The 14,083-nt window shown below is 70.9% G+C and carries 7 protein-coding genes; all 7 read left to right on the top strand.

The features are described from left to right. The first annotated feature begins 587 nt into the window (after positions 1-587). The 7 genes from AB0A63_RS03385 to AB0A63_RS03355 all read left to right on the top strand — a co-directional run bounded on the left by AB0A63_RS03385 (position 588) and on the right by AB0A63_RS03355 (position 14,075). On the top strand, positions 588-1,373 hold the full coding sequence (locus tag AB0A63_RS03385) for a polysaccharide deacetylase (RefSeq protein ID WP_360384797.1): 786 nt from the start codon (positions 588-590) through the stop codon (positions 1,371-1,373). A 46-nt stretch (positions 1,374-1,419) separates the two neighbouring features. Continuing rightward, a complete protein-coding gene (locus AB0A63_RS03380) occupies positions 1,420-2,031 on the top strand; it encodes a hypothetical protein (RefSeq protein ID WP_360384795.1) in 612 nt (203 codons plus the stop codon). Positions 2,032-2,078: 47 nt separating this feature from the next. After that, positions 2,079-3,029: an LLM class F420-dependent oxidoreductase gene (locus AB0A63_RS03375; RefSeq protein ID WP_360384793.1), complete on the top strand. Its 951-nt coding sequence runs from the start codon at positions 2,079-2,081 to the stop codon at positions 3,027-3,029. Positions 3,030-3,282: 253 nt separating this feature from the next. Further along, complete coding sequence (locus AB0A63_RS03370) at positions 3,283-7,788, top strand: acyltransferase domain-containing protein (protein ID WP_360384791.1); 4,506 nt, start codon at positions 3,283-3,285, stop codon at positions 7,786-7,788. A 5-nt stretch (positions 7,789-7,793) separates the two neighbouring features. After that, positions 7,794-11,108 carry an amino acid adenylation domain-containing protein gene (locus AB0A63_RS03365; RefSeq protein WP_360384789.1) on the top strand — a complete coding sequence of 1,105 codons (3,315 nt, stop codon included), beginning with the start codon at positions 7,794-7,796 and terminating at the stop codon, positions 11,106-11,108. A 40-nt stretch (positions 11,109-11,148) separates the two neighbouring features. Beyond that, positions 11,149-12,114 carry a thioesterase domain-containing protein gene (locus tag AB0A63_RS03360; protein ID WP_360384787.1) on the top strand — a complete coding sequence of 322 codons (966 nt, stop codon included), beginning with the start codon at positions 11,149-11,151 and terminating at the stop codon, positions 12,112-12,114. Then, complete coding sequence (locus AB0A63_RS03355; RefSeq protein ID WP_360384785.1) at positions 12,111-14,075, top strand: FAD-dependent oxidoreductase; 1,965 nt, start codon at positions 12,111-12,113, stop codon at positions 14,073-14,075. The genes AB0A63_RS03360 and AB0A63_RS03355 overlap by 4 nt, the downstream gene beginning before the upstream one ends. Positions 14,076-14,083 lie beyond the last annotated feature (8 nt).

Here is a 14,083-nt window from a genome sequence, read left to right as displayed (position 1 = left end):
TCGCGGTGCGGTGTCAAGTCGTGCAACCGGTGCTGACCGGTGACAGGCGAATCTGTTTTCACGAAGCTTCCAGTGCGGCGGTGAAGCCGTCGCTCAACTTCGAGCGAGTGTAGGGGCAGCGCAATGTCGTGTGACTGTGGACATCCACAGCGCCGCTGCGGTCCGCAGGTCCGCCACGCCGCAGGTCACCGGTTCCCCGGTGCTGCGGAAGGCCGCAGTTCGGTCACCTGAACCTCGGCATTCGCGGCTCGCGCGGGAGCCTGCGTTCACATTTGGCGCACATCGTGAAGAGCTGGTGCGCGAATCCGGGACAGGTTCCGCACACCGGAACGTCTCATTGACGCTGATTTCCGCTCAAACTAGCGTGGAAATCCTGAAAGCACGAAATCATCATTCAGGGATTCCCGAGATCACCTGCCGGTGAGTGGCGCTTCGACGCCCCTGTGACATGAGCAAGAAGGGTTCTGAGAATGCCTGATGTGGATTCCTCGCCTTGGGAGTGGGCTGAATGGCAATGGCGATCCGCGGTGGACGAGGTGGGCGCGGGTGCCCGGTTGGCCCCGGGGAACTGGCCGCAGAACGCGAGGGTGGCCGTCGCGATCTCGGTCGACGTCGACAACGAGACGCTTCCCCTTTCCCGTGGTGAGACCGGACCCGGCCTTCTCTCGCAGGGCCAGTACGGTGCGCGTGTGGGCCTGCCGCGCGTTCTCGAAACGCTCCGCCGGCATTCCGCACCTGCGACGTTCTTCTACCCGGTCGTCTCGACCCTGCTGGATCCCGCCGGGCTCGCCGCGGTGCGGGCGGACGGGCACGAGATCGGTCTGCACGGCTGGATCCACGAGAAGTGCGGTGACCTGACCGCGGAACAGGAACGGGAGTTGGCTCTGCGCAGCGCGGACGGGCTGGAGGCCGCAACCGGCGTCCGTCCGGTCGGTCTGCGCACGCCGTACTGGGACTTCACCGTGCACACGCTGCCGATCATCAGGGAGCTCGGGCTCGAGTACGACTCCTCCCTCATGGCCGATGACCAGCCCTACGAGCTCCTGCACCGGGGTGAGGCGACCGGGGTGACCGAGATCCCGGTGTCCTGGATCCGGGACGACGCCCCCTACTTCCCCGACGACGCTCTGGGGAAGCAGGTCTTGGCGCCGCGTGAAGTGCTGCGGACGTGGCAGGACGAGTTCGACGCGGCCTACGCCGAAGGCGGGTTGTTCACCCTCGCGCTCCACCCGCACATCATCGGGCACCGCTCCCGCGTCAAGGTGCTGGACGAGCTGCTGGCGCACATCGCTGCCCGCACCGGCGTCTGGTGGGCCACCTGTGCCGAGATCGCGCGACACGCGGCGGCACACCGTTCGCCCGCAGCGAGTTGAGCCCCGCCCGTTCGTCGCGAACCGAGAGGACAGAGCACCCGTGTCGATGATCAACGCGGTTCACGAGGACCAGGCCGAGTCCCTGGTCGAGGTCTACGCCCGAGCCTTCCACGACGACCCCGTGTTCTCCTGGATCTTCCCGGACCCGGACCGCCGCATGGACGCCAACCGGGAGTTCTTCACCGTCATCGTGGAAACGACGTTCGCCGGCGGTGGACTCGCGCTCCAGGTCGAGGACTTCAGCGCGGTCTCGTTGTTCTACCCGCCGTCCGTGCTGCCCACCGCGGAGGACCACGCCGAGGTCGTCAGGCGGTTGACGGAGCGGCTGGGCGACCAGGCTGAGCGGGCGGTGGCCTTCGTGGACCTGCTGAACGACAACCACCCGCGGAACGTGCCACCGCACCTGTACGGCACCTTCCTCTCGACAGTCCCTGCGTGGCAGGGCAAAGGGCTCGGAACCGTGCTCAAGAACGCCCAGTTCGCCATCGCCGACGATGCGGACGCGGGCGTGTACGGCGAAGCGAGCTGCCTGCGCAACCTCGCGTTGTACGAACGGCTCGGGCAGGTGCGGCTGGGCGAGCCCATCACCTTGCGAGGTGGTCCGTCGCTGTACCCGATCTGGCGGCCGCAGGCGAGCAAGCGCGGCGCGAAGCCCTGAGGCGGCGAGGGCGTGGCATGGCCGGCGGTGGAACTCCAGGAGGGCCTGTGAGCCGGTGGGGCATCACCGTTCCCCTGCCCGGGATGTCTCTCGCGCTCCACCGGAAGATCGTCGAGGAGCTCCCGGACCTCGGGTACACCGATGTCTGGACGTCCGAGAAGGCGGGCACCGACGCCTTCACCCCTCTGGCGCTCGTCTCCCAGTGGGCGGAGCAACTGCGCCTGGGCACCGCGGTGGCATCCGTGTACACCCGCGGTCCGGCGCTCCTCGCGATGAACGCGGCGACCCTCGCAGGATTGGCCCCCGGCCGGTTCGTGCTGGGGATCGGCGCCTCGTCGCGGGTGATCGTGCAGCAGTGGAACGGCGCGGAGTACACCACCCCTCTCCGCAGAGTCAGGGACACGCTGCGGTTCCTGCGGGCCGCGCTGGGCGGTGAGAAGGTGACCGAGGCGTATGAGACGTTCTCCGTCAGTGGTTTCCGCCTGCAGAACGCGGTCGATCCGCCGCCTCCCATCGCGCTCGCCGCCCTGAGGCCGGAAATGCTGCGGCTGGCCGCGGAGGAGGCCGATGGTGTGATCACCAACTGGCTCGCTCCCGGTGACGTGCGCCGGGTGCGCGAAGAGGTCGGCCAGGGCGTCGAGCTGGCCGCCAGGATCTTCGTCTGCCCCACCGCGGACAGGGCGCTGGCACGCAGGCTCGGCCGCCGACTCGTCGCGGAGTACCTGACCGTGCCCGCCTATGCGGCGTTCCAGGACTGGCTCGGCCGCGGCGAGGCGCTCAAGCCGGTGCACGACGCCTGGAACCGCGGTGACCGGCGTGAGGCGCTGGAGCTGGTTCCCGACGAGGTCGTGGACGACCTCGTCGTGCACGGCGCGCCCGAAGACTGCCGCGAGCGAATTCGATCCTATGTGGACAACGGCCTGACGACACCGATCATCGCACTGGTCCCGACCGGTGACGATCCTGCTGGGCACGTCAGGAGCCTGGGTCCCGCTTGACGGTTCACCGGGTCCCGGTCGACCCCGGCGCCGTTGCGTGGTTTTCCAGGCAGGACAACGATTTCCGCGCCGAGCGGAATGACCGGCCCGGTCGGGCTGCCGCGTTCCGGTACGCGGGACGGTTCGTTGACCGAGTCATGATCCACTTCCAGAGTGGATCACGCGGGAAGTGTCTGCGACTCATCGAGAGCTGAGGAACCGAGCGATGTCCTCCGACTTGGAAATTTCCGCCACCGCAGTCGAAGAGCGGCTCGTGGAACGCCTTTCAGAGCTCACGGGCACACCCGCTCAGTTCGTCGACGTGGACGAACGGATCAACCGCTACCTCCGCGACTCGGTGCAGATGGTCCGGCTCCTGACCGATCTCGGGACCGAGCTGGGCAGGCCGTTGCGGCCCACGATGATGTGGGAGAACCCCACCGTCAGGTCACTCGCCCAGGCGGTGAGCGCCTCCGTGCGGCACGGGGAGCCGAGCCCGGCTCCCGCTCCGGCCACGCGCGGTGCCCGCTCCGACGAGGCCATCGCCGTCGTCGGCATGTCCTGCCGGTTCCCGGGGGCCGGAGATCTCGACGCGTACTGGTCGCTGCTGTCGAACGGGGTCGACGCCGTCGGCACCGTGCCGTCGGAGCGGTGGCACGCGGGCGACGCTCCGGCCGGGACCGACGGCTGGCGGGGTGGTTTCCTGGACCGGGTCGATGGTTTCGACCCGCAGTTCTTCGGCATCTCACCGCGTGAGGCGGCCGAGATGGACCCACAGCAGCGGCTGGCGATGGAGCTGTCGTGGGAGGCGCTCGACGACGCGGGCATAGCGCCCCACAGCCTCCGGGACACCCGGACCGGCGTCTTCTTCGGCGCCATGTGGCACGACTACGCCCAGTTGGCCGCAGGTGACCTCGCCGGAACCACGCAGCACACCGCGACGGGGCAGGACCTCAGCATCATCCCCGCCAGGATCTCCTACTTCCTCGGGCTGCGCGGACCCGCCATCACCCTGAACACCGCCTGTTCGTCCGCGCTGGTCGCCATCCACCAGGCACGGCAGAGCCTCCTGCTCGGCGAGTCGTCGCTCGCACTGGCCGGCGGGGTCAACCTGATCCTCGCGCTGGACAGCATGGTCGCGATGGACCGGTTCGGCGCGATGGCGCCCGACGGGCGGTGCAAGGCGTTCGACAGCAGGGCGAACGGGTACGTGCGGGGTGAGGGCGGCGGTGTGGTGGTGCTCAAACCGCTGTCCCGCGCGCTGGCCGACGGCAACCCCGTCCACTGCGTCATCCGGGGGAGCGCGATCAACAACGACGGCTTCAGCAACGGCATGACCGCCCCCAGCCCGGCCGCCCAGGTGGAGGTCCTGCGCGACGCCTGCGCCGACGCCGGGATCGACCCCGCGCACGTCGACTACGTCGAGGCGCACGGCACCGGGACGATGCTCGGCGACCCGATCGAGGCGGGAGCGCTGGGCGCGGTGCACGGGGCGGGGCGCCCGGCCGACCGACCACTGCTGCTCGGCTCGGCGAAGACCAACATCGGCCACCTCGAAGCGGCCGCGGGGATGGCGGGCTTCATCAAGACCGTTCTGGCGCTGAGCCACCGTTCCATCCCGCCGAGCCTGCACTTCGAGACCCCGAACCCGCACATCGACTTCGACGGCCTGCGGCTGCGGGTCGCTGCACGACGCACGCCGTGGCCGCGGCGGAACCGTCCCGGGCTCGCCGGGGTGAGCGCCTTCGGTTTCGGCGGCACCAACTGCCACGTGGTCCTGGAGGAAGCGGGCACGGGCGGGCCGCACCTGGTGCCGCTGTCGGCCCGTGACGAGGACGGGCTGCGCGCTGCGGCGGCAGAGCTGCTCGAAGCGTGCGAGCGACCCGGTGCGACGATGCCGGCGCTGCGTTCCGGTGCCGTGGCACGGGGAGTGGGGGAAGGACAGCGGCTGGCGGTCACCGCGGAGGGCCCCGCCGATCTGGCGAGGCGGCTCACCGCGCACCTCGACGGCCGTCCCCTGCCCGGCACGGTGACCGGCCTCGTGGAAGCGGATCGCGGCAACCCCGTCTTCCTGTTCGCCGGTCAGGGATCGCAGTGGCTCGGCATGGGCAGGGACCTGGTGCTCGAACCGGCCTTCCTGGCCGCGATGCGGCGCTGCGACCGCGCGATGCGCCCCTACCTCGACGTGTCGGTGCTGGACGTGGTGCTCGCGGACGACCCGGCCTGGCTGGAGGACCTGAGGCTGGTGCAACCGGCGATCTTCGCCGTGCAGGTCGCCCTCGCCGCTCTGTGGCGCTCCTGGGGAGTGCACCCCGGCGCGGTCGCCGGGCAGAGCCTGGGAGAGATCGCGGCAGCCCACGTGGCGGGGTGCCTGAGCCTGGAGGACGCGGTGCGGATCGTCTGCGTCCGCAGCACGATCGTGCACGGCGCCGCGTCCGGCTCGGGCGCGATGGCCGTGGTCGACCTGCCGGTCGAGGAGGCTCGCCGGGTGATCGCGAGCCGCGCGGACGAGATCTCGATCGCCGTCAGCAGCGGTCCGAACGCGACGGTGATCTCCGGAGCTGCTGACGCCGTGCGGGACCTCTCGTCCGAGCTCGCGCGGTCGGGCGTCACGCTGCGGCCGATCCAGGTGGACTACGCGTCGCACTCACCGCAGATGGACCCGCTGCTACCCGAGCTGCGGTCGGCGCTGAGCGGTGTGCGTCCCCACCGCGGTGTCATCCCCTTCTACTCCACGGTCGTCGGCCAGGACGTGGCCGGTGACGAGCTGGATGCCGAGTACTGGTGCGACAACCTGCGTGAGCCGGTCCTCTTCGCGGAGGTGGTGCGGCTGCTCGTCGCCGAAGGGCGGCGTGACTTCATCGATGTGAACCCGCACCCGCTCCTCGTGCACAACGTGACCGAGTGCCTGGCGGAGGCGGGCCGCGAAGGTCACGTGCTGCCGTCCTCCCGGCGGGCGGAGCCGAGCCGCCCGGTGCTGCTCGACTCCCTCGGCCGCCTGTACTGCCTGGGGCAGGACGTGAACTGGTCCCGTGTGCACGCCCGGACCGGCCGAGAGCCGGCGGAACACCCGCACGCACCGGACGGGCAGGAGCGGGAACCGGTGGTGCTGCCCCTGTCCGCGCACACCCCGGCCGCGCTCGCCGAGGGAGCCACGGCACTCGCCGAGGTCGTGCGGACCGCCGCTGACCTCGGGGACATCGCCCACACGGCCGCCCGCCGCTCTCCGCACGCGCGACGACTGGCCGTCGCAGGTGCTTCGCGGACCGAGCTGGCCGATGCACTCGAAGGAGCCGCGGAACGGCCGTTGGCACCGACGTGGAAGAAACCGTCCGTCGTGTTCGTCTTTCCAGGCCACGGCGCCGCCTGGGCGGGCATGGGCCTGGAGCTCGCCGCGACGGAGCCGGTGTTCAGGGATGCGCTGGAGGACTGCGCCGCGGCGATCCGGCGGGTCAGCGGGTTCTCCGTCCTCGACTACCTGCGGCGGGAGAACGGGGAAGCGGACATCCCGTTGATCGAGGAGGTGCAGCCGGCCCTGTTCGCGATGGAGATCGCGCTGACGGCCCTGTGGAGGTCCTGGGGCGTCGAACCGGCCGCCGTCGTGGGGCAGAGCATGGGGGAGATCGCCGCGGCACACGCCGCCGGCGCACTGTCCCTCGAGGACGCCGCACTCGTGATCTGCCGCCGCAGCACGCTCCTGGCGTCGATCCGCGGGCAGGGTGCGATGGCGCTGGTCGAGCTCGGCCTGGAGGAGTCGCGGAAGCTCATCGGCCGGTGGGACGGCCAGGTCGAGGTCGCGGCGAGCAACAGCCCGTCCTCGACACTGCTGGCCGGGAGTCCCGAGGCGGTGGAAGAGGTGCTGGGCGAGCTCGAGCGCACGGAGGTGTTCGCACGGCGCATGGTCGTCGACGTGGCCGGGCACAGCCGGCAGGTGGAGCCACTGCTCGGCGAGCTCCGCGCCGAGCTGCGCGGAGTCTGGCCCGCCGCGACCTCGGTGCCGTTCTGCTCCAGCGTCACCGGTGCGCTGAGCGCGGGCGAGGAGCTGGGGACGTCGTACTGGCTGCGGAACCTGCGTGAACCGGTGATGCTCTGCCCGGCCGTCGCCCTGCTCGCCGAGCAGGGGCACCAGGTGTTCCTGGAGATCAGCCCGCACTCCGTGCTCGGCCCGGCGATCGACGCGACGCTCCACTCGGTCGGCGCGACGGCCACCACGGTCGCCAAGGCGCACAGGAAGCGCGGTGAGCGGACAGGCCTGCTGGAAGCCGTCGCGGCGCTCTACACGGCGGGGTGCGAGGTCGACTGGGACCGGGTGCAGCCCGCCGGTGGCCGCACGGTTCCGCTGCCCGCCTACCCCTGGCAGCGCGAGCGGTACTGGCTCGACCGCGTACGTGGCACTCGCCGCGAGATGACGAGCGCGATCGACGACGGGTCGCGCTCGGAGCCGGAGGAAGTCGTCCCGCAGGAGGCCGCGAGCAGCTCCGACGACGGTGCGGCCTTCGAGGACCGGCTGGCGAACCGGGTGGCCAGGGTGCTGCGCCTGCGGCAGGACGAGGTCCAGCGCGACGTCCAGCTGAGCAAGCTGGGCATGACCTCCCTGATGGCGATGGAACTCCGCAACCTGGTCCTGCGTGATCTGGCCGTGGAGATCCCGGTCTCACGCGTGCTGCGGGCGGACGGGGTCTCCGCACTCGCGGCCGAGGCCCAGCCGTCGACCGGTGCCGGCCAGCCGGCGCCCGGCGCGGCGGCTCTCGTGGGATCGATGGACTGGATGGAGCTGTGAACGCGATGACCTCACTGGTGGAACTGCTGAGGCGGGGCGTGCAGCTGACGCCGGCCGGTGACCGGCTGCGGTTGCGGGCTGCTCCGGGAACCCTCGACCCCGCCGAGCGGGATGCGGTGCGGGAGCACAGGTCCGAGCTGCTGGAGCTGCTCGGCGGGCGCTCGGCCTGCCGGCTGACCGGTGTGCAGAACCGCATCTGGTTCCTCGACAGGCTCGACCCGACGGGAGTGGCGTACACGTTCACCGTCACCTACCGGATCGAGGGGCCGGTCGACGCGCCGGCGCTCGCCACCGCACTGGAGACCGTCTGGCGCCGCCACCCCGGTCTGCGGGCGACCTTCGAGGAGATCGGGGGAGTGCCGGTCCAGTTCATCGACCCGGAGTCGGCACCCGTGCTGAGGAGTGCCGATCTCCTCGGCGCCGATGCCGAGGAAGTCGACCGGGAGCTGCGAGCGGCCCTGATCGCGCCGTTCGACCTCGCTCGTGGCCCGTTGGCGCGTTCGGTGCTCGTGCGCACCGGGGAGCGGGAACACGTGTGGGGGCTGACCCTGCACCACCTGGTCGCCGACGGGTGGACCACCGGGCTCGTCGTGCGGGAGGTCTCCGAGATCCTCAACGGCGAGAGCGGTGCGGACGCGGGCTTGGACTACACCGACTACGCCGAGTGGGAACGCACACACGCCGACAGCCCCGCCTCGGCCGGGAACCTGAACCACTGGGTGGGTGCGTTGTCGGGAAGCACCCCGCTGGAGCTGCCGCAGGACCACCCGCGCCCGCCCCGGCGCGGCCACGTCGGCGCGCGGGTCGACTTCGTCCTGCGACCGGAGCTCACCACCGGGCTCACGGAGCTCGGCAGGGAGGAAGCGGCAACCCGGTTCGCCACGCTGCTCGCCGTGTACCTCGTGCTGCTGTGGCACTCCACCGAGCGCGAGGACATCTCGATCGGCACGCCGTGCGCCAACCGGCTGGACCCCGGCTTCGAGCGGACCGCGGGGTGCTTCGTCAGCACCCTGGTGCTGCGCGTCGGCCTGTCCGCCGAGCTGAGCTTCCGCGAGCTGGTGCGCAGGACCGCCGCCGTGTGCGCCGACGCCTGGGACCACCAGAACTACTCGTACGAGAAGCTGGTGAGCGAGGTGGCCGGAAGCCGCGACCTCAGCCGCAGTCCGCTGTTCCAGGCGTTCTTCGCCTTCCAGGACGCGTTCCACCCGCTGAGGCTGCCCGGCGCCACGGCCGAGCTGCGCCCGTTCGACACCGGCAGCGTCCAGTTCGACCTCGAACTGCACTTCCACCCCGACGCCGGCGAACGGGGACTGCTGGGGAGCTTCTACTACGACACGGCACTGTTCGAGCGGTCGACGGTCGAGGCCATGGCCCGCCGCTGGCAGCACCTCGCCGCGTTGCTGGTCGGCTCCCCGGACCTGCCGATCGGCGACGTCTCCCTGATGACCGAGCTGGAGCGCCGGAACCTCCGCAGGCGCAACAGCACCGCATCGGACCACGCACGGGACACGACGGTCGACCGGCTCGTGGCGGCGTGGGCCGAAGCCGACCCCGAGCGCGTCGCCGTCCGCTGCGACGGCCGTGAGCTCGGCTACGCGGAACTCGACCGCGCGGTGTCGGCGCTGGCCTGCCGCATCGATGCCGCGGGCGGTCGTGGCCGGCGACTCGGGATCTTCCTGGACCGCAGTCCCGACATGGTGGTGGCGGTGCTGGCAGCGGTCCGCGCGGGAGCGGTCTTCGTCCCGCTGGCCACCGATCTGCCCGAGGAGCGGATGGCCTGGATCGTCGAGGACACCGGCATGTCCCTGGCGGTCACGCGATCGGACCTCGCCGCCCGCCTGCCCGAGCGGGTCCGGCCGCTGCTGGTCGACGGGTCACCGGACGCGACGCCGCACCGGCCGCTCGATCCGCCCGCAGCCGGCAGTCCCGCCTACGTGCTGCACACCTCCGGGTCGACGGGCCGGCCCAAGGGTGTCGAGGTGCGGCACGACAACCTGCTGAACCTGCTGCACGCGATGGCGGTGAAGCCGGGAATCCGGCAGGACGACGTGTTCCTCGCGGTGACCAGCCTGTCGTTCGACATCTCGCTGCTGGAGCTGCTGCTCCCGCTGGTCACCGGTGCGGTGGTCGTCGTCGCCACCGCGGGGGAGGCGGCGGACCCTGCTCGCCTGGCCGACCTGCTGGACACGAGTGGTGCCACCGTCATGCAGGCGACGCCCTCCACGTGGCGGATGCTGTTCGACTCCGGGTGGAAGGGGCTCTCCCGGCTCACCGCGCTGTGCGGCGGAGAGGCCATGAGCCGCGACCTGGCCGACCAGCTCCTGGCCGGGTGCCGGGAGGTGTGGAACCTCTACGGTCCGACCGAGACGACCATCTGGTCCGCCCGCTGGAAGGTCGACGCGACCGGTCCCGTGCGCATCGGGGAACCGATCGAGAACACCCGGTTCTACGTCGTCAACGGACGCGGCCTGCTCGTGCCGCCCGGAGTGCCGGGCGAGCTGTGCATCGCAGGGGAGGGCGTCGCGAACGGCTACCTGAACCGGCCGGAGGAGACCGAGCAGCGATTCACGGACCTGGCGGGGGTGGCCGACGCGCCCGAGCGCGTCTACCGCACCGGTGACCTGGTCCGCGAGTCGGCGGACGGCACGCTGACCTTCCTGGGCAGGACGGACCAGCAGCTCAAGGTGCGCGGTCACCGCGTCGAGGCCGCCGAGGTCGAACACGCGCTGCGCCGGCACCCCGCGGTCGTCGACGCCGCGGTCACCCTGGCGGCGGACGGAGTGCTCGTCGCCCACCTGGCCGCGCATGACGGCGACACCGTCTCCGCGGGTCGGCTCAAAGAGCTGCTCGCTCCTGTCCTCCCCGCCTACATGGTGCCGCAGCGCTTCGTCCTGCACACCGCGCTTCCGATGACTCCCAACGGCAAGGTCGACCGCACGGCGCTGTCGTCGATGGTCGCGGAGCCGGCTCCGAGCGCCACCGCGCACGAACCGCCGGCCGGCGGGACCGAGGCGGTCGTCGCGGAGATCTACGGCGACCTCCTCGGCCGGACCGGGGTCGGCAGGCACGACAGCTTCTTCGACCTGGGCGGGCACTCCCTGCTGGCCACCAGGGCGCTGTTCCAGGTCGAGGAGCGCTTCGGCGCGCGGGTGGAGCTGCAGAACCTCTTCGCGCACCCCACGGTGTCGGCGCTCGCCGCACGGATCGACGACGACCTCACCCGCGGTGTCCGGGACGACCTCGCCATCAGCGCCGCGCTCGACCAGCTCGAGTCGATGTCGGACGAGGACGTCGCCCGCCTGCTCGACGGCCTCCACTGACCAACCAGCGAACCAGCGAACCAGCGAACCAGGAGACAGTGTGAACACGACCGACCGGCTCCAGCAGCTGTCCGACACCAAGCGACTGGCGCTGTTGCGGCTGCTGGAGAACAAGAACATCGGGAACGACCGGCTGCTCACCCTGGAGGGGTCGAACGTCAAGGTGCTGCGGGAGGGCACCCCGATCCTGTTCCTCTACCCGGCCACGGACGGCAGCGTGAGCTACATGAACAACTACCTGCCGCACATCCCCGAGACCTGGGGCGTGTATGCCCTGCAGACCCCGGGAATGGACGGTGAGCAGGCGCCGTACCGCACGGTCGAGGAGCTGGCCGCCCACGGCATCCGCCAGATGCGCCGCGTCCAGCCGGAGGGCCCCTACTACGTCGCGGGGAACTGCATGGGCGGACTGCCCGCGTACGAGACGGCCCGCCAGCTCCACGAGCAGGGTGAACGCACCGGTCTCGTCCTGCACCTGATGCCGAACTTCAACCGCCCCTGGAAGGAGCTGCCGGTCGACAGCGCCTCGTTGCAGCAGCGGGCGATCATGGACTACGTCTACATCATCGAACGCCTGCTGGCCGTGCGGATCGACCTGCCGTGGGACGAGCTGAACGAGCTCGACGAGGACGCACAGGTCGAGTTCGTCGTCCGCTACGTCGACGAGCACGACCTGCTGTCCGGAATGGACCTCGACGTCTTCCGCAACCGGATGGCCATCTACAAGGCGAACCTCTCGGCGATGCTCACCTACGACCCGCCGACCGGCTTCGAGGGCAGCATCACGATCCTCGCCGTCGGCGAGGCCAGCCGGCAGGAGACCGCGATCCACGCGATGTCGCCCTACGCCGCACCGCTGCGGTCGATCCACCGCGACCGGATCACCACCGTCTTCGTGGACGCCGACGGCGGCGCGCTGTTCGACGGTGCCGAGCCGGACATCGGCAAGATCGGCCGCGAGCTGCGCGAGATCGTCTCCGCGGCGGGCGAAGGCACCAGGGCGTGACCACCGAGGAACAGGACCGGTATCCGCACCTGTTCTCCCCGTTGCGGGTGGGCAACGCGCGGCTGAAGAACCGGATCGTGTTTCCGGCGATCATGAACAACTACGCGCGCCAGGGGCTGGTGACCGACCGCACGGTCACCTTCTACGCCGAGCGCGCGGCCGGTGGCGCGGCGATGGTGGTGTCCGAGGCGCTGTTCGTCCACCCGAGCTCGGTGCCCCCGCAGACGGGTCTCGCGGCGTACGAACCCGCCAACACCGCGGGCTTCGAGCGCCTCGCGGCCGCGGTCGAGGAACACGACTGCCGGATGGTCGGTCAGCTCCTGCACTCGGGCAGGCAGCAGGTGCGAGGTCCGGTGTCGGACAGTTCGATCGGGGTGTCGCCCCTGCCGGACCCGTACAGCTGGACGGTTCCGCACGTGATGTCCACGTCGGAGGTCCGGATGATCGCCGAGTCGTTCGTGGCTTCGGCCGCCGTCCTGCAGCGTGCGGGGTTCTCCGGCGTCGAGGTGCACGCGGCGCACGGTCACCTGATCACGCAGTTCCTGTCGCCGTGGTCGAACACCAGGCAGGACGAGTACGGCGGCGACCTGGACGGGCGGACCAGGTTCCTGCGCGAGGTCCTGGCCGGCATCCGGTCGGTGTGCGGGACGGATTTCCTGCTGGGCTTGAAGATGCCGGGTGACGAGCTGGTGCGGGGAGGCATCACCGCGGAGGAGTCGGCTCGCATCGCGAACCGGGTGGGCCAGGAGACTCCGCTGGACTACCTCGCGTTCGGCCAGGGCAACTCCTCGCTCAGCTTCGGCGACCACGTGCCCGACATGCACTACCCGCCCGGCCCGTACCTCGGGATCCAGCGCGACCTCAGGGCAGCGGTGGACGTCCCGGTCGTGGCGTTCGGCCGCATCACCTCCGCTGCCGAAGCCGAGGCCGTGGTCAGGGACGGGGTCGGTGACCTGGTCGGCCTGGGACGTCTCCTGGTGGCCGATCCCGGCTTCCCGGCCAAGGTGCGGGCGGGCCGCGAGCAGGAGGTGCGGCCGTGCCTCTACTGCAACGTCTGCTGGGGAGAGGTCACCAGTGGCCGCACGATCGCCTGTGTGGTCAACCCCGACCTCGGCACCGGTGGTGAAGCCGCCGGCCGGGTGCGCGGGTCGTCGACGAAGCGTGCGGTGACCGTGGTCGGCGCCGGTGTGGCAGGTCTTCGGGCCGCCGCGGCGGCGGCCGAACGAGGGCACCGGGTGACCTTGCTGGCCGGACCGCACCTCGGCGGCAAGGCGAGGGTGGAGTCGCTGTTGCCGGGACGTGCTGACATCGCCACCACGCTGGAGCACCACCTGTGGCTGGTGGAACGCAACGGCGTGCGCGTCGAGCGGAGTGCGCGCGTGACGGAGGAGATGGTCCTCGCGACCGGTCCCGACGTCGTCGTCCTCGCCACCGGGGCGCGGATGATGCGACCGCCCACCCTGGCCGCCCACGGCGAGGACGGCGTCAGCGTGCGCGACCACCTGGTCCACGGCGACGGCGGAGGCAGCGACGGCACAGCGGTGCTGTTCGACTTCGACCACTCGGCCGGGACCTACGCGGTGGCCGACCTCCTGGCGCGGCGGTACCGCGACGTGGTGCTCATGACGCCCAGGGCGTCCCTGGGCGACGCGGTGCCGTACGTGAGCCGCCTTGGTGTCCACCGGAGACTGCACGAGGCGGGCGTGCGCATCGAGTTGTCGACCGAACCGCTGCTGTACGAGGACCGCGTGCTGCGCTGTGCGAACGTCTTCACCGGGCGGCTCACCGAGATCGAGGACGTGGCCCTGTTCACCTGGTCGACCCCGCGTCAGCCGGTCGACGAGCTGTCGGGTCCGCTGTCGGCGAGCGGGGTGCCAGTCCACGTCATCGGGGACGCGTACGCGCCGGGAACCATGCTCACGTCGATCCGGGAGGCCGAGGTGCTCGGCAGGCGGCTGTGAGCGCGCCT

Origin of the sequence: Lentzea sp. NPDC042327 (assembly GCF_040647275.1) — a bacterium.
Taxonomy (GTDB): Bacteria; Actinomycetota; Actinomycetes; order Mycobacteriales; family Pseudonocardiaceae; genus Lentzea.
This window is presented reverse-complemented; position numbering and strand designations above follow the sequence as displayed.